The 22,217-nt window shown below is 65.9% G+C and carries 10 protein-coding genes; all 10 read left to right on the forward strand.

Annotated features, from left to right (window positions below; genetic code table 11):
- Positions 1-2 precede the first annotated feature (2 nt).
- A complete protein-coding gene (locus ACLJEU_RS15045) occupies positions 3-1,418 on the forward strand; it encodes a sulfatase family protein (RefSeq protein ID WP_414661624.1) in 1,416 nt (471 codons plus the stop codon).
- Complete coding sequence (locus ACLJEU_RS15050; protein WP_414661623.1) at positions 1,415-4,360, forward strand: PVC-type heme-binding CxxCH protein; 2,946 nt, start codon at positions 1,415-1,417, stop codon at positions 4,358-4,360. Before ACLJEU_RS15045 ends, ACLJEU_RS15050 begins: the two co-directional genes overlap by 4 nt.
- Positions 4,357-5,817 carry a sulfatase family protein gene (locus ACLJEU_RS15055; protein ID WP_414661622.1) on the forward strand — a complete coding sequence of 487 codons (1,461 nt, stop codon included), beginning with the start codon at positions 4,357-4,359 and terminating at the stop codon, positions 5,815-5,817. Before ACLJEU_RS15050 ends, ACLJEU_RS15055 begins: the two co-directional genes overlap by 4 nt.
- A 19-nt stretch (positions 5,818-5,836) precedes the next feature.
- Positions 5,837-9,451: a PVC-type heme-binding CxxCH protein gene (locus ACLJEU_RS15060; RefSeq protein ID WP_414661621.1), complete on the forward strand. Its 3,615-nt coding sequence runs from the start codon at positions 5,837-5,839 to the stop codon at positions 9,449-9,451.
- A 25-nt stretch (positions 9,452-9,476) separates the two neighbouring features.
- Positions 9,477-10,514 (forward strand): Gfo/Idh/MocA family protein, encoded by a 1,038-nt coding sequence (locus ACLJEU_RS15065; protein WP_414661620.1) that lies wholly within the window; start codon positions 9,477-9,479, stop codon positions 10,512-10,514.
- On the forward strand, positions 10,511-11,368 hold the full coding sequence (locus ACLJEU_RS15070) for a sugar phosphate isomerase/epimerase family protein (RefSeq protein ID WP_414661619.1): 858 nt from the start codon (positions 10,511-10,513) through the stop codon (positions 11,366-11,368). Before ACLJEU_RS15065 ends, ACLJEU_RS15070 begins: the two co-directional genes overlap by 4 nt.
- Positions 11,369-11,417: 49 nt before the next feature.
- Positions 11,418-14,021, forward strand: coding sequence for a TonB-dependent siderophore receptor (locus ACLJEU_RS15075; RefSeq protein WP_414661618.1), 2,604 nt, complete (start codon positions 11,418-11,420; stop codon positions 14,019-14,021).
- A gap of 302 nt (positions 14,022-14,323) precedes the next feature.
- Complete coding sequence (locus ACLJEU_RS15080; RefSeq protein WP_414661617.1) at positions 14,324-17,902, forward strand: TonB-dependent receptor; 3,579 nt, start codon at positions 14,324-14,326, stop codon at positions 17,900-17,902.
- 172 nt (positions 17,903-18,074) lie between these two features.
- A complete protein-coding gene (locus ACLJEU_RS15085; RefSeq protein WP_414661616.1) occupies positions 18,075-19,973 on the forward strand; it encodes a tetratricopeptide repeat protein in 1,899 nt (632 codons plus the stop codon).
- Positions 19,974-20,113: 140 nt separating this feature from the next.
- Positions 20,114-22,123, forward strand: a complete 2,010-nt coding sequence (locus ACLJEU_RS15090; protein ID WP_414661615.1) for an alpha/beta hydrolase family protein — start codon at positions 20,114-20,116, stop codon at positions 22,121-22,123.
- Positions 22,124-22,217: the final 94 nt, after the last annotated feature.

Below are 22,217 nucleotides of genomic sequence, written 5' to 3' on the forward strand. Positions count from 1 at the left end.
GCATGCACGTCCTCGTCACGCTTCTGTTTCTCACTGTCACCGCATCGCTGGCCGCGGAGGGCGCCACCGCGGCGCGGCCCAATGTGGTGTTCATTCTGACCGACAACCAGGGCGCGTGGACGCTCGGCTGCTACGGCAATCCCGACATCCGCACGCCGCACATCGACCGGCTCGCCGGCGAGGGTGTGCGCTTCACGCGCGCGTTGAGCAGCAATCCGGTGTGTTCGCCGACCCGGGCCACGTTTCTCACCGGCTTGATTCCGTCGCAGCACGGCCTGCATACACCGGTCGCCCAGAACCTCATGATGGGGCCGCGCGCGGTGAACTGCCTGGCGGAATTCACCTCGCTGGGTGAAATCCTGCGCGACGCCGGCTACGTCTGCGGCCTCAGCGGCAAGTGGCACCTCGGCGACAATCTCCATCCGAGCGAGGGCTTCTCGTTTTGGATCACCAAACCCGACGGCTCCACGCAGGAGTTCTACGATCAGCCCGTGATCGAGGACGAACGCCTGCGTCAGGAAGCTGGATACACGACGGATCTCTGGACGCGGAAGGGCGTCGAGTTCATCGAGCGCAATCAGGACCGGCCGTTCTTCCTCTATCTCGCCTACAACGGCCCGTATTCGCTGGGCAACTTGATGCTCAACCGCGCGCGCAACCGCCACGCGGACTACTACCGTGACCGGCATTTCAAGAGTTTCCCCGTCGACGCGATGCATCCGTGGCAGTCCGCGAACAAGCAGTTTCATAACCAGCAGGCGGCGATGGAGCGCCTCGCGGCCGAAACCAGCGGCGTCGACGACGGCGTCGGCGAGATCATGGCGACCCTCCGCCGACTCGGCCTCGATGAGAACACGATCGTCGTCTACGCCGCGGATCAGGGCTGGATGGGCGGACAGAATGGAATCTGGGGCATGGGCGATCACACGAAGCCGTTTGGCGCCCACGAGCTGATGATGCAGATTCCGCTGCTGTTCCGGCAGCCCGGCCGCATTGCCGCCGGCCGCACCTGCGACTTCCTCGTCAGCAACTACGACTTCCTGCCGTCGGTCCTCAGTCACCTCGGCATCGGCGATCGGATGCCCGCGCGACCGCGCTCACCCGGCCGCAATTTCTCCGCGGTGCTCGCGGGCCGCGCCGCGGATTGGGACAACGTGATCTACTACGAGATGGAGGACACGCGCGCGATTCGCACCGATCGGTGGAAGTACGTGGCGCGGCACCCGGCGGGGCCGTTCGAGCTGTACGACATGGAGGCCGACCCGCGCGAACGCTTCAACCTCTACGGCCAACCCGGCACCGAAGCACCGCGCGCCGACGCCGCCGCGCGCCTCGCCGCTTTCTTTTCCACCTACGCCGATCCCCGTTTCGATCGTTGGAACGGCGGCCGCAACGCCGCCCGACTTCAAGCCCCATGACGCTCGCCTCCCCCTTTGTTCGCCGGGCCCTCGCGCTCGCCGCCACGCTGCTCGCGTTCACCTCGCCGCTCCTCGCGGCCCGCTTCTCGGGCGAACCGGAAATTCAGTCGCGCCCGCTGCCGCCCGACGAAGCGTTGAAGTCGTTCCGCGTCGAGCCGGGACTGCAGATCGAGCTCGTGGCGTCGGAGCCGCTCGTCAGCGATCCGGTGGAGATCACCTGGGACGAGCACGGTCGAATGTTCGTGGTCGAGAACAACGGCTACAATCGCGAGGCCGCGCGGCCTCGTTCGCGCATCAAGCGGCTCGAGGACACCGACGGCGATGGCCGACCGGATCGCGCCACGATTTTCGCCGACGACCTCGATTATGCGCAGGGCATTCTTCGCGTGCGGGACGGCCTGCTCGTCACCACCAACACCGGCCTCCTCTGGCTGCACGACACCGACGACGACGGCCGTTCCGATCGCACCGAGGTGCTGTTCACCATCGCGCCCTCAATCCATGTCGACCGCCAGATGTCCGCGCCGCGCCGCAATCCGGACAACTGGATTTATCTCAACCTCGGCCTCTTCAAACAGGAACTCGCCCCCGCGAACGCGCCCGACCGGCGCTTCACGATCACCAGCAACGTCCGCTGGAATCCTGCGACCGGCGCGCTCGAACCGGCCACCGGCGCCGGCCAGTTCGGGCAGGCGATCGATGATTGGGGCCGCCGTTTCGCGAGTTCGAACCGCAACCCAGGCATGCTGGCCGTGCTCCCGCGGCCGTTCCTCGAACGCAATCCCGCGGCGCTGCTCACCCGTGGCGATGACGATATCATTCCGGCCGGCGGCGACACGCGCGTTTATCCGCTGCGGACCTTTCGCACCACCTCGAGCGCCCACGCCGGCACCTTCACCGCCGCGTGCGGCACCGGGCTGTACCGTGGCGATCTGCTCGGCGACGGCTTCGCCGGCGACTTGTTTGTCTGCGAACCCACTGCCTCGCTCGTGACGCGCTGGAAGATTGCCCCCGCCGCCACGACCCTGCAGGCGCGACGGGCGCACCCCGACCGCGAGTTTCTCGCGAGTTCCGACGAATGGTTTCGGCCCGTCAATGTCACGTCCGGTCCCGACGGCGCGCTCTACATCGTCGACATGTACCGCCGCTTCATCGACGGCTCGCGCTTCTTTCCCGACGATTACGTCAAGACCAACGACATGGGCGCCGGCTCCAGCCACGGTCGCATCTACCGGGTCGTGCCCACGGGCGCCGCATCGCGTCGCTTCACCCCGATTCCATCCGATCCCGCCGGCCGCGTCGCGATGCTCGAACATCGCAACGGCTGGTACCGCGACACCGCCCAGCGTCTGCTCGTCGAAACCGGTGGCGTGGCTGCGTTGCCCGCCCTCGAGGCACTGCTTCGCGCTGGTTCGTTTGCGCCGGCCCGATTGCACGCGCTCGGCACGATTGAGGGACTCGGGAAACTGTCGGCCGCGCATTTGCAGGTCGCCTTGGAGGACGCTGAACCGCGCGTCGCGGAATTTGCCCTCTGGCTGACACCTCCCTTCCTCGGCCCGAGCGAGTCCCTGCAGCAACGCGTGCGCGCTCTCACGGAGCACGCTGACGCCCGGCTGCGCTTCGCGGCGCTGCTGATCGCCGGTGGCTTCACTGACGCTGCGACCGAAGCGCTGCTCGTGCGCGCCGCGCAGCGGGACAGCGAGGACGCCTGGTTCCGCCGCGCGGTGTTGAGTTCGCCCGCGACGCTTTCCGGCCGGGTGCTGGCGACGCTCGCCCAGGATCGGGCGTTCGCCGCCGAGGGCACGCGCGGTCGCATCGAACTCGTCGCCGGGCTCGCCTCCATCCTGGCGGCGCAGGGCGATTCCGCGGGGCTGCGACCAATTTTCGAAACCCTCAACGCCACGACCACCAGTTCCAGCGGTTCCTGGTGGCAGCTCGCCGCCCTCCGCGGCCTCGCCGAGGGCCTGCGCCGGCAGCCGGTCGCGCACCTGCCCAAGAGTGTGAACGAACTTCTTGCCGCCCCGCCCGCCGAGCTCGCGCCGTTGCTCGGCGGTATCCGGCGTCTGGCTACGGCCTCGACTGCCGTGCTCGCGGACCGCAGCCGGCCCACGTCTGATCGGCTGGCCGCCATTCCCCTGCTCGAGCAGCTGCCCAAGGCCGAGGCGGCTGCCCTCGTGGGTACGCTCACGGATCGCCGGGAGCCCGCGGAGATCCAACGCGCCGCCGTCGACATGCTCCGTCATCTCGATCGGGCCGCCGTGTCCGCCGTGCTGTATCGTTCACTTGACGCCATGGGCAGTGTCGCCCGCGCCGGCGCACTGCAGTATCTCCAGTCCAATCCGGCCGAACTGTTGCGCAACATCAAGGCCGGCCGGCTGAATCCTTCGCTCGTCGACGCCATGGGGCGCTGGCTGATCGCGAATTCCACGTCCGAGGAAGTCCGCACGCTGGGCCGCGAAGTCTTCGGCTCGACGGAAGGCGACCGCAAGCAGCTCGTCCGCCGCTACGCGAGCGCCGTGCCGACACTCGCAGGCTCCGCTGCACGCGGCCACGTGATCTTCACGCAGACCTGTGCCGTCTGTCATCGCTTCCGCGGTGAGGGCGCCGATCTCGGGCCCGACATCACCGACGTCCGGATCAAGTCGGCGGAGATGCTGCTCTCCGACATCCTCGATCCCAACAACACGATCGAGCCGCGCTGGGAGGCATTCACGTTCGAGGCGGAAGGCGGGCGCGCCGCCACGGGAATTATTCTTTCGGAAAGCGATGACGCTGTCGTGGTGCGCGGGCTTGGCGGCACCGACACGCTGCCGCGGCGCACGATCACCGCGTCCAAACCTCTCGGCCTCTCGCTCATGCCCCAGGGCCTCGAGGGCACGCTCACCGAAGCCCGCATGGCCGACCTTCTCGCGTTCCTCCGCAGCGATCCCCACTCCCGATGAAATTCCTCCGCCTGCTCCCGCTCCTCGCCGCGCTCGCGCCCCTCACTGCGGCGCCGGCGGCGAAACCGAACATCCTCTTTCTGATCGCCGATGATCTCGGCTACGGCGACCTCGCGTGCTTCGGGCACCCCGAGATCGCGACGCCCCATCTCGATCGCCTCGCCGCCGGCGGGTTGAAGCTCACGCAGTGTTATTCCGCCTCGCCCGTGTGCTCGCCGGCGCGCGCCGGCATCATGACCGGACGCACGCCCGGCCGCGTGGGCGTGCTCAACGCGATCCCGTTCATGAGCCCGGCCCATCTACGCAACAGCGAGATCACGATCGCCACGTTGCTGCGCGACAGCGGGTACGCCACGGCGCAGTCCGGGAAGTGGCACCTGAACGGATTCTTCAACCTCCCGGGCCAGCCGCAACCGGTCGATCACGGCTTCCAACACTGGTACGCCGTCCAGAACAACGCGCTGCCGAATCATCGCGACCCGTTCAATTTCGTCAGCGACGGCATTCCGCAGGGACCGCAAAAGGGATACTCCGGTCCGATCGTCGCAGCCGAAGCGGTGCGCTGGCTGCAATCCGACCGCGATCGCACGAAGCCGTTTTTCCTCTACGTCGCGTTCAACGAGCCGCACGAACCCGTGGTCACCGATCCGCAGTACAGCGCCCGCTACCGTGCGAAGTACCCGGACGATCCGAGCCGCGCCGCGTACTATGGCAATGTCACGCAGCTGGACGCCGCCATCGGTCGCGTCCTCGAGGCTCTCGACGCCCAGGGCCTGGCCGACAACACGCTCGTCTGGTTCACCTCCGACAACGGTCCTGCCCGCACCAAGTGGCACAACGTCGGCTCGTCGGGCAGCCTTCGCGCGTATAAGGGCCACACCTACGAAGGTGGCATCCGGGTTCCCGGCATCGTGCGCTGGCCTGGCAGGATTACCCCCGGCTCCTCGAGCGCGACGCCGGTCAGTGGGGTGGACGTGCTGCCGACACTGTGCGAAATCGCCGGCGTGCCCGCGCCCGCCGACCGCACCCTCGACGGCACGAGCGTTGCCGCGCTGTTCGCGGGCCGCGCGGTGACGCGCCCGAAACCGCTGTTCTGGGAGTACCTCTGGGCCCCGAACGGTCCCCAGGTCGCGCTGCGAGACGGGCCATGGAAAATTCTCGCGCACTTCGACGCGCCGCGGCCGAAGGGCGCGGAGTTCACTGAGGCGCAGTTCGCCATCCTGCGCGAAGCGAAGCTCACCGGCTTTGAGCTTTACAACCTCGAGGCTGACCCGTCCGAGAAGCGCGACCTCGCCACGCAGGAACCCGCGCGCTTGGAAACCATGCGCGGCAAACTGGCCGAGTTCCACGCCGGCGTCCGCGCCGATCGGCCCGTGTGGCCTGCGTTCCAGGATCCTGGATACGAGGCGAAGACCATCGTGTGGCCCACCTACACGGCGAAACCACTCAAGCCCTGAATTTCACCGCACCGTTTTCATGACTCTCCTTCGTCCCTCGTCCCTCACCCTCGCCTTCCTCCTCGCCGCCACCGCGCACGCCGCGGACTGGTCCGTCGCCACCGCGCCCGGTGCCTGGGAGGAAAAGGGTCCACCGGCCGCACGTTCGCTCGACGGCGCCGTATGGTATCGCACCTGGGTCCGGCCTGCGCCGCTGTTCTTCACGAGTCACGAGCGCAATCTCTTCGAGGAATCCGTAACGATTAATCTCAGCGACGTGGCCGACGCCCACGAGGCGTTCGTCAACGGCGTGCGCGTCGGTTCAGGCGGACGTTTCCCGCCGGCCTTCGAGAGCGGCCGCACCGATCGCTACGCGCACAAGGTCCCGGTCGGCACCCTCAAGAAGGACCAGTGGAACGAGATCGCCATCCGCATCTACAACCGCACCGGCCCCGGCGGTTTCCTCGGCGAGGCGCCGTCGATCATGACCTACAACCTCGAGTGCATGCTCGAGGGCGCGTGGGAGTTCCTGCCGGACGATGGTTACACGCCGGGCGGTGCGCTCGCCGAGAAACCCGCACGATCGTCATTCTCGGAATTCCGCAGCTCGAGCCGCGTTCTGACGCGCACCAAGCAGCTCGTAACGGGTCCGAAACTCGGGCCCGCGGAGTCGCTCGCGAAGTTAAAGCCCGCCGATGATCTCGCGATTGATCTCATCCTCGTGGAGCCGCTGATCGCGCAGGGCACGCATCTGAGCTTCGACGAACGCGGCCGCACCTGGGTCACGCAGTACCGGCAGTATCCGTATCCCGCCGGGATCAAGATGGTCAGCCGCGACGCCTACTACCGCGCCGTTTACGATCGCGTGCCGCCACCACCGCCGAATCATGACCGCGGCGCGGACCTGATTTCGATTCACGAGGACACCGACGGCGACGGGAAATTCGATCGGCACAAGGTGTTTCAGGACGGACTCAACATGGCGAACTCCGCGCTGCGCGGGCGCGGCGGCGTTTGGGTGATGAACCCGCCGTACCTGCTGTTTTATCCCGATGCCGATTTTGACGACGTCCCCGACGGGCCGCCGGTGGTGCACCTGCAGGGCTTCGGCCTCGAGGATACGCACTCGGTTTCGAACGGACTCGTCTGGGGACCCGACGGCTGGCTTTACGGGTGTCACGGCAGCACGAGTTCTTCGCGCGTGACGCGTCCCGGCCTCGAGCCGGCCAACGCGCCCGGCGTTTATTTCGAAGGCTGCATGGTCTGGCGTTACCACCCGGAGACTCGCGCGTACGAACTGTTCAGTGAAGGCTCCGGCAATCCGTTCGGCCTCGAGCTCGACGCGGAAGGCCGGCTCTATTCGGGCCTGAACAGCGGGACGTCACGGGGTTTCCACTACGTGCAGGGCGGCTTCTTTCTCATGCAGGGCGTGACGCCCGCGAAGTTCGGGCCGGCGCGCAATCCCTACTCGTTCGGCGAGCTGCCGAAGATGGCGACGCTCACTCCCGTCGCGCGGTTCTCGCACTACGGCGCGTTTGTCGACGGCACGGCGTTGCCCGCCAAATATCACGGCCATCTCTTCGCCCTCGATCCGCTGCACAACGAGATCATCGACGTGGAACGCCGCCCGCTCGGCGCCACGTTTGAGACCAAGGATCTCGGTGTCGTGGCGAAGAGCAGCGATGTGGCGTTCCGGCCGATCTACAGCGCGAACGCCCCCGACGGCTCGATGTACGTCTCGGACATGTACGAGTATTACATCGCGCACGGTCAGCACTATCAGAACCAGATCGATCCGAGCACCGGCCGCCTTTACCGGCTGCGCGGCCGTGATCTCCCGCTCGAGCGCGACACCAACCTCTTCGCCAAGTCCTCCGCGGACCTCGTGCCGTTTCTCGCGCACGCGAACAAGTGGCACCGGCTCACCGCAGTCCGCCTCCTCGGCGAACGTCGCGCCGTCAACGTCGCCCCCCAACTCCGCGCATTGCTCGCACGCGATCGCGGACTCGGTGCCCTCGCGGCGGTGTGGGCGCTCCACCAACTGGACGCGCTCGACGAGGCGACGACGCTCGCGGCCTTGCGCCACGAACACTCGTCCGTCCGCACCTGGGCCGTTCGACTCTTCGGGGAGCGTCACGGCGAAAATCGCGGCCTCGGCCTCGCCGCGGCGAAGGCCACGCCGCCGCCGGCGGCATCGGCCGCGCTCCTTTCCGCCCTGGAGAAACTGGCCCGCGACGAACCGAATGCCGAGGTGCGCGGCCAGCTGTTGTCCACCGCCCGGCGGCTGCCGACGACCGACGCCCTGCGACTCGCCGCGGCGTTCTGTTCGCCCCGTCCTGCACTGCCCGACGGGCCGGCCGCGAGTGGCGATGCGGATGCGTCCGACACCTACATTCCACTGCTGACCTGGTGGATCCTCGAGGCGCACGTGCGGCTCAACCGCGCCGCCGTCCTCGAGTGGTTCACGCGACCGGAGCTGTGGCAGCGTCCGCTCGTGCAGCAGCACCTGCTGCCTCGCATCATGAAACGCTTCGCGATGGAAGGCCGTCGCGAGGATCTGTTGGTCTGCGCCCGTCTGCTACGGCTCGCGCCCTCGCCCGTGCACGCGGCGGCGTTGATGAAGGGGTTTGAGGAAGCGTATCGCGGCCGCGAGACCGTGGGCCTGCCCGACGAACTGATGCAAGCGCTCGCGGACACCGGCCAAACTCCGCTCGTGCTGCGGGTGCGGCAAGGTGATCAGACGGCGATTCGCGATGCACTCACGCTGCTGCAGAACGCCAAGGCTCCGGCGGCGGAACGCGTTTTCTACGCGCGGGTTTTCGGCGAAGTACCCGTGCCGGCGTCGGTCCCGGTGTTACGCACGCTCGCCGCCGGCACCGCGAATCCCGCGCCGTTGCGCAGCGCCGCGCTCGTGGCGTTGATGATCTACGATGTGCCCGACACCGGCGCCTGGGCCGCAGGCCTGGTGCCCAAACTCAACGGCACCGTCCGCACCGCGGCGTTCGCGCTGCTGGCGAGCCGCGCGGAGTGGAGCGTGGCGTTGCTCCGCGCCGTCGAGGCCGGAAGCGTGCCGGTCGGTGACGTCCCCCCCGACATGGTGGCCCGCATGCGCGCCCATCGGGACGAGCGCGTGGCTGGTTTGATTGGAAAACTCTTTCCCGCGGCCCCGCCGGCCGCCGCCGCGCCCGACTGGAATCGCCGGATCGCAGAGATCGAGGCAGTGCTGCGCGGCGGTCCCGGCAATCCGTACGCCGGCGAGGCGGCGTTCACCGCGCGCTGCGCGAGCTGCCACAAACTGTTCTTTAAGGGCGGAAAAGTCGGACCCGATCTCACCTACTATCAACGCGACAACCTCGGCACGATGCTCATCAGCATCGTGAATCCCAACGCCGAGATTCGCGAAGGCTTCGAGTACACTTTGCTCGAGACCAAGGACGGTCGCAGCCTCAGCGGCTTTCTCGTCGAGCGCGACAGCCAGGTCGTCGTGCTCCGCGGACTCGAGGGCGAGGACATCGCACTGCGCCAGTCCGACGTGAAGGAACTCCGGCCCGTCGGTCGCAGCCTTATGCCGGAAGGCCTGCTCGAAGGGCTTTCCGATCGCGAGCTACGCGACTTCTTCGCGTATCTGCGCATTTCCCAACCCATCACTCGATAGTTTTCCGCACCCAACCCCTTCGTTCATGCAAAAAATCCTTATCATCGGTTTCGGCTTCATGGGCAGTCTGCACGCACAGGTTTACGCTCGTCTGCGCCACGCGTCGCTCGTCGGCGTCGTGGACGAACGCGACGCCGCGGCGCGCGAAAAACTGCGCGGTCTCGGCCTGGATGTTCCCGTGTATCCCGACTTCGACACGGCACTCGCCGCCGGCCGACCCGACGCCGTCGACATCTGCGTACCCACGCCGCACCACGGCCGCTACGTGCGCGCCGCCATCGCGGCCGGCTGCCACGTCTTTTGTGAAAAGCCGTTCGCGCCCACCGACCGCGAAGCGCGCGCCCTCGCCGATCTCGCGCACCGTGCCGGCATTCGCATGCAGATCGGCCAGTGCATCCGTTTCTGGCCCGAGTACCAGGCGCTGGAGAAATTCCACCGCTCGGGCCGCGGCGGCCCGCTGCGGAGCCTTTATCTCTACCGGCGTTCAGGCCGGCCCAGCTACAGCGTCGGCAACTGGCTGGATCGCGCCGACGAGTCCGGCGGTGCGGCGTTCGACCTGCACGTTCACGACACCGACTTCGTACACCATTTGCTCGGCGCGCCGCAGGCGGTGAGCTCGGTCGGCACCCGCGACGCCGGCGGCTGGAGCCACATCTTCACCACGTATCGCTTTGCTGACATCGCCGTGACTGCGTCCGGCGGCTGGAATTATCCGGCGCAGTGGGGTTTTCAAATGGGCTTCGAGGCGATCTACGAGCGGGCCGTGATCGAATACGACAGCCGCAGCGCCACGCCGCTGCTGATCACCGAGGGCCGGCGACCGCGTCGGCCCCTGCCGTTCCACCCGCCCAAGGTCGGTGAGGCGAAGGCCGGCGGCGGCAACCTCTCCGCGCTCGGCGGCTACTACAACGAACTGCGTTACTTCGTCGATTGCCTCGAACGCGGCATCGATCCCGCGATCGCCACGCCCACCCAGGGTGCCGAGTCGGTCCGCACCATCCTGGCGGAGATCAAATCGGCCGCCACGGGCCGCACCATCACCCTTGCCCCTGCCTCCCGGTGAAAAAATCCATCAGCGTCTGGTCCTTCCCCTTCGACTGGCCCCTCGAACGCAAACTGGCGCTCGCCCGCGATGCCGGCTTCTCCGGCTTCGAAGTTGATCTCACTGAGAACGGCCCGGTGGGCCTCACCTCGAGCGACGCCGAGCTCGCCGCCGTCCGCCGGCAGTTCGATGCCGCCGGTCTTGTGCCGAGCGGACTCGCCACCGGACTCTATTGGGGAGCCAACGCCGCGAGCGCCGACCCGGCCATGCGCGCGCGCGCCGAGCAGATCCTGCGCGCACAGATCCGTTGCGCGCAGCAACTCGGCATCGACGCGATCCTCGTCGTGCCCGGCGCGGTCGGGGTCGACTTCATTCCGGGCGCCGAGGTGGTGCCCTATGCCGACGCCTACGACCGCGCGCTCGATTTCGTCCGCCGGCTCGCGCCCGTGGCCGCAGCCGCGAACGTCTCGCTCTGCATTGAGAACGTCTGGAACAAGTTCCTCCTGAGCCCGCTCGAGTTCCGCAGCTTCATCGACACCGTCGGCAGTGCCGCGGTCGGCGCTTACTTCGACGCCGGCAACACCCTGCTCACCGGCTACCCGGAGCACTGGATTGACGTGCTCGGTCCCCGGATACGCCGGGTTCACTTCAAGGACTACCGCCGCGCGGTCGGTTCCGTCGACGGTTTCTGCGACCTGCTCTCCGGCGATGTCAACTGGCCCGCCGTCATGCGCGCGCTCCGCTCCATCCGTTACGACGGCTGGATCGCCGCCGAGATGATCCCGCCGGTGCCGTTCTACAAACACTGCCCCGAGATTCTCATTCACAACACCAGCCGCGCCCTCGACGCGATCTTCGCCCTCGGCCGCGATTGATGGCAGGGCGGCTGGTCTCCCAGCCACCGTTCGAGCCCCCATACTCACCATGAAAATCACCCGCCTACTCGCCGCCGCCCTCACCGTCGCCGCGTCACTCCCTCCGTTGCTGGCCGCAGAAGCGAAAACCGCCCCGGTCGTCCTCTCGATCTTCCAGGTCAACTCCGACAAGGACGAAGGTTACCGTTCAACCCAGACGATCTCGGGCTCCCGCACGCTCGCTGATCTGCGCGACACGCCAAACTCGATCTCCGTACTCAACCGCGAGCTGCTCGACGACCTCATCGCGGTGAAACTCTCCGACGCGATGTACTTCAGCGTCACGGGTGAGATCGACACCAACCGCGAGAACGCCAACGAGAGCTTCGTCTTCCGCGGCATCGTCGCCAATCTCCGGCTCCGCAACGGCGTCACCTGGTACGGCGGCACAACCGACGCCTACGCCATCGAACGCGTTGAACTGCTTCGCGGCCCGCACGCCTTCCTTTACGGCGAGGGCACGGCCGGCGGGCTGATCAACCAGCTGACCAAGCAGGCGTCATCGCGCGATTTCCAGAACGCCAATCTCATCTTCGGCTCGAACGAGCTGCGGCGCGTCGAACTCGACGTCAACCGCCGCCTCGCTCCGAACCTCGCGGTGCGCACCGCGCTCGTTTACTCGCACGAAGGCACCCAGCAGCATCACGCGGAGCGCGACCTGCGCGGGATCTACGTGACGGGCAACTGGCGTCCGTTCCGTCACACCCAGATCAACGCGGACATCGAGTATCGCCGCCAAGATGGCGTGATCGGCAGCAACATGCTCGCCGACGGTTTCAGCGTGACCGCCCGGACCGGTGCCACCACCGCCCTCACCGCCACCACCGGCGGCCGCACCTATATCCCCGCTTTGGGCCTCAGCTACGACACCGTCAATCGCCGCCGCTCGAACGGCACCACCATCGTGCTCGCCAACGAGCAGATCATGCCGCGGGAGTTCAACTTCCTCGGGCCCGATTCCGTGCAGGACAGCAAGGAACTCGCGTTCGGCTTTCACGTCGACCAGCGGGTCGGCGACGCCCTGAGCCTCCAGGCCAGCTACACGTATTTTGACATCGAGAAATCGACGACCGAGCGCGTCGGCAGCTCGGCGGGCTCCGTCTATCGCGACACCAACGCCACGCTGCCGAGCGGTGTCGTCAATCCGTACTTCAACGAGCTCTACACGGAGTACTACTCCCGGCGAAACAACAACAACCAGGCGGTCCACAACGCGCGCCTCACCGCCGTGTACGAACTCAAGCTGCCGTTCACGACCCAGAAGCTGGTCGGCAGCGCCGTGTATCACGACGCCGAGCCCGGTGATTTCCGCTTCACGGAGTTCGTCGATCCCGCGAGCGGCAATTTCAAGGGCACGCTCAGTTCCGCGCAGACGCTCGCGGCGTACACCGCGAACGTGAACACGGTTGCCCAAAATTTCTTCTACCGCCGCTTCTATTTGAAGGACGGCGACCGCGCGGCGCTGACCCGCGGCGGACCGGTGCCGGGCCAGTCGGTGATCCTGCGCGACATGCAGGCTGATAGCGCGACCGGACGTCTCTCCAGCCGGCTCTATCGCACGCCCGCCTACGGCATCGGTTCCGACGGCGCCTATTTCAACGGGCGCGTCCACACGCTGCTCGGCTGGCGCCGCAGTTCCTTCAACCAGGATCCGAGCCGCGACTTCTACAATCCGGTCACCGGCGGTACCTACAAGCTTGATACGCCGCTGAGCGTCGTGCGCACGCGGATCACCGAGGACTCGTACACCTACGGCGCCGTGGTCCATTTCGCGAAGTTCGTCGGCGCGTACTACAACTACGCCGAGAGCGTGTCGCTCTCGTCTGGCGTCGGCGGCGCCCAGCTCACGCCCGGCAAATTGCGCGGGCCGCTCATGGGTGACGGCCAGGAGTTCGGCCTGCGTTGGAGTTTCCTCGGCGGCCGGGTCGAGTCGAACTGGACGTACTTCATCACCAACGCGACGAAGAACGCCGCCAATCCCGCCATTCCGGCCAACGTGCGGCAAACGGAACTCGGCCCGATCTTCGGCGGCGACATCGACACCACGGGCACCGACATCCAGACCACCAAGTCCACCGGCCTGGAATTCGAGACCACCGCCAATCTCACCAAGGCCTGGCGACTGACGTGGAATTTCTCCAAGAACGATCTCGCGACCTCGGAACGGTATCCGCAATTGAAGGACTTCCAAGCCCGGGCGAAGGCCCGCAGTATTGCCACCCCCGATACCGACGCCTTTCTCGCGAGCGCGCCCGACGGCACGCCGCTGCCGGGTTTCACCAAGCTCCGCTCCAACCTCGTCACGATGTACCGTTTCGACCGCGGTCCGCTGAAGGATTTCTCGTTCGGCGGCAGCGTGCAGTTCCGCGACAAGTCCTACCAGGGCAACTTCGATCTCAACAACGACGGCGTCGCCGAGGAGCTCTGGACCAGCGGCTACACGCTCTGGAACGTCATGTTCGGCTACCGCACGAAGATCCGCAACCGCCGCGTCGACCTGAGCATCAACGTGAACAATCTCTTCGACAAAGATTACTTCCGCTCCTTCGCGCTGGCCACCGGTGCGTGGGGCGAGGGCCGATCGTTCCGTTTCGCGGCGCGCCTCGGGCTCTGAGCGTCGCGGCGCAGATGCGGACGATCAGCTCGTTAAATCTCATCGGCGGTGGCCAAGGGGATTGAGGGGGCTACACGGCTGTAACTGGACGGCGACCGCCCGCGGTCGCTTTAGAACAAATGCGACCGAGGGCGGTCGCGGTCCCGGGGGTACCCAGACTCCTTTGCACCGCTTTGAACCGCTTTCCGCTCCTTGCAGTCAACAATGAGCGCAGAACCAGGCTGGGGCGGACCCGGACGCGCGGTCACGCTCGATCCGCTTGCGTTCGTCTGGATGTGACGCAAGTGAACCCCTTACCCGCCATGAAAACCTCGTCCGTACCACCCCGTTTCCGTTTCGCCCGGTTCACACCGCTCGGCCTGCTGCTCCTCGCCGCCACTTCTGTCCATGCTCAGTTGGCTCCGGCAACCAGGGCCGGGCCTGATGCCGCGACCCTCGCCCGTTACGATACCAACCGAAACGGCAGACTCGACCCGGACGAACTCGCCGCGATGGAGGCCGCCCAAAAGGCAGTCGTGCCCGCTGTCAGCGAGGCGGCAGGAAGGCCCGCCAACGATGAGATTGTCGCCCTTTCACCGTTCGAGGTCGTCTCCGACAACAAGGGTTACTTTGCCTCGAACACGATGTCCGGCACGCGCCTGAACTCGAAAATCGAGGACCTCGGCCAGTCGATCACGGTGGTGACGAAGGAGCAGATGGCCGACTTCGCGATGCTCGATATCAACGACATCTTCGACCACATGGCCAGCACCGAGGGCACGGGTTCGTACTCGGCGTTCGAGGTCGATCGCACCGGCGCGGTGACCGACAACGTGAGCCTCGATCCGAACAACGCGAACCGCGTGCGCGGCATCGGCTCGGCCAACATCGCGTTCGGCAACATCGCGACCACGGGACGCGTGCCCGTCGATCCGCTGTGGATGGATTCGCTCGAACTGAGCCGCGGGCCCAACGCCAACATCTTCGGGCTCGGCAACTCTTCGGGCACGGTCAACCAGGTGCCGTCGACCGCCAACATGACCCGCAATTTCACCAAGGCGGAACTCCGCGGTGACAGCTACGACGGCTGGCGCGCCTCGTTCGACGTGAACCGCCTGCTGTTGAAGAACAAGCTGGCGGTCCGCGCCAGCTACGCGAACCAGCACACGGGTTTCGTCCGCAAGCCCTCGGGTGAAGATGCCCGCCGCCTCAGCCTGCAGGTGAAGGCCCGCCCGTTCCACACTACCACCGTCGCCCTCTCCTGGTTCGGCTACCGCAACGCGTCCCAGCGGCCCAACTTCACCACGCCGCGTGACTTCATCACCGGTTGGATCGCAGCCGGAAAGCCGGCTTGGAATCCCACGAACCGCCTCATCACGCTCAACGGTACGAGCTACGGCCAGGGTGCCGGCGGCACGTTGCAGGCCGGCTCGATCACGCCGATCACCACGCTCCCGACGTATTTTGCCGGCAATGACGCGCGGGCCGTGTTCCGCATCGGCGCCAACGGCGAGGCTCCTTACTATTCCGCACCGTCGAACAATACCAATGCGACGTCGCCGCTGCTCAACGTCGCGAGCACGATCCGTTTCGTGCAGACGGCCGCGGTGAACGCCTACGGCGCCAACCAGCCGCTCTTCGCCACGAGCGCGGCGCTGGCGGACAAGTCGCTCTACAATTGGGACAAGGTCAGCCTTTCGTCAGGCAAGCAATGGGACGACGTGAACACCTACGTCGCCCAGCTCGATCAGATCGTCCTCAACACCCAGCGGCACATGCTGGCGGCTCAGGTCACCTTCATGCGCGAGGACGCCAAGCGCATCGCCAACCTTCCCATGGGCGTCGCGAGCGTCAACGGCATCCAGGGCCAGCTCTACGCCGACCCGAACATCGTCAATCTCGACGGCTCGCCCAATCCCTATTACGGCCGGCCCTATCTGAAGAGCTCCGAACCCTTCTTGCGCGAACAGCCGCAGCTGTGGGACACCACCCGGGCCCAGCTCGCCTACCGCCTCAATCTCGCGAAGAACGAAGGCTGGACCAAGTGGCTCGGCACCCAGCAATTCCTCGGCTATTCCGAATACAAGGACCAGCAGCGGCGGACGTATTCCTATCGGCACACGCCCACGAACCTCAGCATCCCGTGGATCAAGGCGCAATACGACGCCGGCATACCGCTGGCCAGCCGCACGGCCACCAATACCCGCTACCAGATTGCGCCGGGCAACGTCGGCCGGATGTTTGAGCAATACTACGTCGGCAGCACGCCCGGGGCCGGGATTCAGTACGGCCCTAGCGCCTTCCCGGAAGGCGTCACGGTTCCCCTCGTCTGGGGTGATGCGGGCAACTGGCGGCGTGATTCGACCACCGTCGCCTACACGCCCAGCCCCGATGGCGGCGGTGCACTGGCCAACGAACAGCTCATCGTCAAAACCGTCGGCGGGGTGCTCCAGAGCACGTTCCTGAACGATCGTCTGGTGACCACGTTCGGCCTGCGTCAGGACAAGGTGTTTTCCCGCAACGCGCCCTTTGCCACGCTCACTCCGGATCTACTGGCCTACGATTACGCGGCGTCAGATCAATGGTTGAACACCTGGCGCCTTGCCCGCGGCAAAACCAAGACGGCCTCAGCCGTGGTACGCCCGTTCCGCGATTTGAAATTCCTCAACGCCCGGATCAATGGCAGCAGTGTCGTCGGCAAGTTCCTCGCCGAAGCCGCGAGCAGCCTGAGCCTCACCTACAACAAGTCGGACAACTTCATTCCGCTCGGGCCGGCGGTGGATCTCTTCCTCCGCCCGTTGCCCAACCAAACCGGCAAGAGCAAGGACCTCGGGTTCTGGATGACCATGCTCGATGGCCGGCTCTCCGTCCGCTACGCGCACTTCAAGACCGACCAGATCAACCTGCGTAACGGCGATATCAATACCATCGCCCAGCGCGTGCTCCGCGCGGACGGCCTGGTCGCAGCCGACGCCTGGAATCTCCAGGACCGCGCCACCGAGTGGGTCACCCAGCTCAATCCGTCATTTACCCCCGCCCAAATCACCGCGGAAGTCGCGCGGACGATGGGGTTGTCGCAGGTGCAGATTGACGGCTTGGCCGCCGCCAACGACGCCGGCGGGCTCGCCGCGACGCAGGACATTGTTTCCAAGGGACACGAGTTGGAAGTAAACCTCAACGTGTCGCGCGCCTGGACGGTCAGCGCGTCCGTCACCCAGACGGAGTCGATCAACCAGAACGCCGGCAGCGTCATCGAGGATTGGATCAACCTGCGCATGCCGGTCTGGACCAAGGTCGAGGATCCGCGCTTCACGCAGGCGTCGCCCGGCGGTGCGAATCTCCCGGTCGGCGCCACCGGCCACCTGCTCTGGCGCAATATTCTCGGCACGGCGTTCACCGCCAACGGCTACAACGCGACCAACTCGGCTGCGACCAACTACACCACGTTCGTCGAGGGACCGCTCGCCGTGTACCGCCAGCTGGAAGGCCGTCCGCGCCCGCAGATCCGGAAATACGCGGCCAAGTTCAACACCCGTTATCAGCTCTCCGGCATGACGGACAACCGGATCCTGAAGAACGTGAACGTGGGCGGATCCCTGCGCTGGACCGACAAGGGCGCGATCGGATTTTACGGGGTGCAATCGCTGCCCACCACGATCACCGCGCTCAATCCGAACCGCCCGATCTACTCGCCGGCCCAGTCGTACGTCGATCTGTTCGTGGGCTATAACACGAAGCTCTTCAGCGATCGGGTGCGCGCCCGATTCCAGCTCAACGTCAAAAACGTGCAGGAGAACGGCGGCGGCCTGCAGGCCACGCAGGCGTTTCCCGATGGGACACCGCTCGCCTACCGCATCGTCGATCCACGACAGTTTATCCTGTCGGCTTCGTTCGATCTGTAGCGGCTGATTTTCTTTCGGGACCGCGACCGCCCTCGGTCGCTGATCATCAAGCGACCGGGGGCGGTCGCGGTCCCAGGCTCCGGACAGGATCCCGCCTTGCACGACAACGACGTGATTCGTTCGCTGTCCCGTGTCGATGAAGCCACTGTCACGATCCCCCTCATCCCGCGAGGTGTCCACCACCGTCCGGGAGGCCGGTCGCTGGCCGATCAGTGGAGCGTTCGCGCTCATTCTCATGGCGACGCTCGTCGCCTACTTCCCCGCCCTGACGGGCGACTTCCTGTGGGACGATGCCGGCCATGTGACGCATCCCAGTCTGCAATCGTGGTCCGGACTCGGGCGTATCTGGTTCGAGGTCGGAGCGACGCAGCAGTATTATCCGCTCCTGCACACGGCCTTTTGGATCGAGCATCGCCTTTGGGGCGACGCCACGACCGGCTACCACCTCGTCAATGTGCTGTGGCACGCCACGTCGGCGTGCCTGCTCATCGCATTCCTGCGGCGACTCGCGATTCCCGGTGCGCTTCTGGCCGGACTCGTCTTTGCGTTGCATCCGGTGGCGGTCGAATCAGTCGCCTGGATCGCGGAGCAGAAGAACACGCTCTCGACGGTCTTTTATCTCACGGCCGCGCTCGCGTGGCTGCGCTTCGAGGACGATCGGCGACCCGGGCGCTACGCCGTGGCGAGCCTGTGGTTTCTCGCGGCGCTGCTGACCAAGACCGTGACCGCCACGCTGCCCGCCGCGCTGCTCGTGGTCGCGTGGTGGCGGCACGGCCGGATGTCGTGGCGCGGTGAGGTGCGTCCGCTGCTGCCGTGGTTCGGCGCCGGACTTGGCGCCGGTCTCGTGACCGCGCACCTCGAAGCCACGCAGATCGGCGCGAGTGGCGCCGACTTCGCCCTCGGCGGGATCGAGCGCGTGCTCCTCGCGGGCCGCGTCGTGTGGTTCTATCTCGGCAAACTGCTCTGGCCGGCGGACCTGACGTTCTTCTACCCACGCTGGACCATCGACGCGACGATCGCGTGGCAGTGGTTGTTTCCGATGGCGGCGCTGCTGCTGCTCGCCGCGCTCGTTTGGTGGCGACGGCGCGATCGCGCGCCGCTCGCCGCGGCGTTGCTATTCGGAGGCACGCTCTTTCCCGTGCTCGGTTTCGTGAACGTGTACCCGTTCGTGTTTTCGTATGTGGCGGATCACTTCCAGTATCTTGCGAGCATCGGCATGATCGCGTTTCTCACCGCGGGCGCGACGCGCGGGTTCGCGCGTCTCGCCTGGCCGCGCTGGAGCGGACCCGCGCTGGCCGCGGCCGTACTCATGATCCTCGGCACGCTCACGTGGCGGCAGAGCGGCCAGTATCGTGACGTGTTCGCACTGTATGAGAGCACGCTCGCGCGCAATCCGTCGAGTTGGGCGGCGCACCTCAATCTCGGCACGGCCTGGGACGATGCCGGAGAACCGGAAAAGGCGCTGCCGCACCTGCAGCAGGCGCTCGCGTTGAAGCCCGGCCGGCCCGAAACGCTCAACACGCTGGGCAACGTACTGAACCGCCTTGGACGCGCGAGCGAGGCATTGCCCCTGCTCGAGCAGGCAGTGCGGCTCCAGCCGCGTTTCGCCGCTGCACACAACACCCACGGCGCGGCGCTGATGACACTGGGGCGGGCCGACGACGGCATCGCAGCCTTCCGCCGCGCGCTCGATCTGAATCCGAAGCTGACGCCCGCGCGGGTGAATCTGGGCTGGGCGCTGGGCAATCAGGGGCGCGTTGCGGAAGCGGTGGCGCAATTTGAACAGGCGCACCGGCTGCAACCGGAACTGGCCGATGTGGAATTCAAGTGGGCGCTGATCCTTGCCCTGCACGACCGTGTGGCGGAGGCGTTGCCGCACTTCGAGCGGGCCGTCGCATTGCAACCGGACAATCCCGAAGCGCGGCACGCCCTCGGCCGGGCATTGCTGGCGTTCGGGCGGAATGCGGAGGCGGCGGCTCATTTTCAGGAGGCACTGCGGGTCGCGCCCCAGCACGCCGGTGCGCGCGCTGGCCTTGAGAGGCTCGGACGTCGGCATCCAAACGCCCCCTGATATTTCGAATCGTAATCGACGCTCTGGCGAACATTCAAAACCTGGAACAATTCACACCTTTCGCCCGCCACGTCGCCTCGAGCATTGACGCGTCGTTGCAACGCGCTTGAACGCTTCTTCGCCGCCACGCGTTTCCCTCCGTGCTTCCTGCGCTTCGCCTCCTTCTACTCCTGTGTGCACTCGCATCCGCTACACAGGGATGGTCTGCCGACCCTGATCGTGCGGCAAAATACCGGGCAGCGTTTGCCCTGCCCGCGGCTGATCTTGCGGCCATTTCACCCGATGGGAAGCGAGTGGCTGTTGTTTCGAGGTCGGTGCCGTCGGGAGCCCAGATCAGCATCATTGATCTCGCGACCGCTTCTGTCGCAGCAAACCTCGGTTCTGATTTCGACGCCGGGCTCAGCGTCTACCTGCCGCAACTCCGCTGGCTCGATTCCGAACGGCTGCTGGTGCATCTCGGCTTCAGCAATTTTGCCGTTCTAAATTCGGACGGGAAGCACTTCCGCTGGTTGCCCGTCGGCGGCAACAAGTTCGCCGCGACACCCAAGAGCGATTCTCTAGGCTTGGCGAGAATCGCCGCACTCCCACCCGCCGACCCGGATTTCGTCTATGTCGTCGGTTACGAGTCCTTCGCCCAAATCGGAGAGAAGCGCGAAGCGCGCATCGTCAAATTTCACCTCAAGACTTCGGATTTCGAGTCGGTGTGGCGCGAAAAGCTCGTCGGTCGTGTCATTGTCGATCAGCAGGGTCGAGCGCGTGTTTGGCATGAAATCCGAAAGGATGCGGAGCGTTTTTACCTGCGCGATCCAGGCGGAAAATCCGGTGCATGGGTGTCGCTGGACGCGGCGGCTGGACGCATGGGAGATCCTGAGTTTGCCCTCTCCGCGGAGAATTATTTTGCGCGGCATACGACCCCGCTGGCCTTTACGCGCGACACCGAAACGCTGCTCATCGCCTCAAATGTCGGTCGTGAAACAGTCGGCATCTACGGGTTCAATCCGGGCACAGGGCGGCGCACGGGCTTCGCCCTGGAGCACCCCGGCTTTGATTTGGCCGAGTTGCACAACTCGGCACTCTTCGACGACTCCGATCTGGTATTCGACCCGGTGAGCGGCCGACTCGCAGGGGTGCGTTACGATGGGGAGAGACGCACCGCGATCTGGGCTGACGAGGAACTTCGCGAAGTGCAGTTGAAGATCGAGGCGCTTGCACCGGCGCATGGGGTGCAGATCGAAAATTGGGACACCGCCCGGGAGAGTTTTCTGGTGCTGCTGTCAAACCGCGTGGATGCCGGGACGTATGGCATCTACACGGCTTCGACCAACAGACTTCGCACCTTTCTGACGCTACGACCGCCTCATCCGACGACACCTTCCGTGCACGTCACTCCTTGGAAGCTCACGCGAGCGGATGGCAGTATCCTGAGCGGGCACCTGACCATGCCACTGAAGCCGTCGAGTAAACCTATCCCGGTGATCGCGTACTTCCAGCCGCGGCCCTGGATGCGGATTCCTGCTGGTTACTCTCCGCATGTCGCGATGCTGGCAATGATGGGATATGCAGTGGTTGAGGTGAATCACCGCGGAATCGTCGGCCTCGGTGCAAGCCATTGGCTCGCCGGACGGCCGGCGCCGGACACGATTGCGGCCCGGGATATGTTCGAGGGCATCGATCACGTGGCCGGGCGCGCCGGGCTCGAGGTAACGCGGGTGGCAGTTGCAGGTGCGCGCTTCGGCGGACTGTTGGCGATCCGGGCGGCACAAATCGCACCGGAACGCGTAGCGTGTGTAGTGGCGATTGACCCCGAAACGGATCTCACGGCGTGGGAGGCGCCGCGGGATTTGAGCGCGGAGCAATCTGGACTTACGCACAGTGCGCAACGGACTTTCTTCGGACCGACGCGCGAGCTTCTCGGTCAACGATCCCCCATTAGTCACGTTAACCTACTCTCGCCACCCGTCATGCTCGCCGTGACGTCACCCACATACGCCGGACAATCGAAAGCTTTACGGGGCAAAATGAGCGCAGCGGGCCGCGCGCCAGAGTGGCTGGATACCGGTGGTCGTGGTGCCCGTTCCATGCACGAGGGCGGCGCTGGCGTCGCGATCGAAGATTTCCTGCACAAACACCTCGCAGTGCATAACCCATAGGAGCGCGCCTGCTTCAGCGCGCCACGCCTTGCGGCTCACTCCACCTCGTCCAGTCCCGCCCAAGCGCATCGTGACGCCGCAGCCGAAGTCTCTG

Source organism: Terrisphaera buseokensis (assembly GCF_047521145.2).
In the GTDB taxonomy this organism is placed as follows: Bacteria; Verrucomicrobiota; Verrucomicrobiia; order Opitutales; family Opitutaceae; genus ER46.

What these genes read in the sequence shown, in the direction of transcription:
- ACLJEU_RS15055 (WP_414661622.1), top strand. Translation starts at nt 4,357, where the DNA reads ATGAAATTCCTCCGCCTGCTCCCGCTCCTCGCCGCGCTCGCGCCCCTC.
- ACLJEU_RS15050 (WP_414661623.1), top strand. Translation starts at nt 1,415, where the DNA reads ATGACGCTCGCCTCCCCCTTTGTTCGCCGGGCCCTCGCGCTCGCCGCC.
- ACLJEU_RS15075 (WP_414661618.1), top strand. Translation starts at nt 11,418, where the DNA reads ATGAAAATCACCCGCCTACTCGCCGCCGCCCTCACCGTCGCCGCGTCA.
- ACLJEU_RS15060 (WP_414661621.1), top strand. Translation starts at nt 5,837, where the DNA reads ATGACTCTCCTTCGTCCCTCGTCCCTCACCCTCGCCTTCCTCCTCGCC.
- ACLJEU_RS15045 (WP_414661624.1), top strand. Translation starts at nt 3, where the DNA reads ATGCACGTCCTCGTCACGCTTCTGTTTCTCACTGTCACCGCATCGCTG.
- ACLJEU_RS15080 (WP_414661617.1), top strand. Translation starts at nt 14,324, where the DNA reads ATGAAAACCTCGTCCGTACCACCCCGTTTCCGTTTCGCCCGGTTCACA.
- ACLJEU_RS15065 (WP_414661620.1), top strand. Translation starts at nt 9,477, where the DNA reads ATGCAAAAAATCCTTATCATCGGTTTCGGCTTCATGGGCAGTCTGCAC.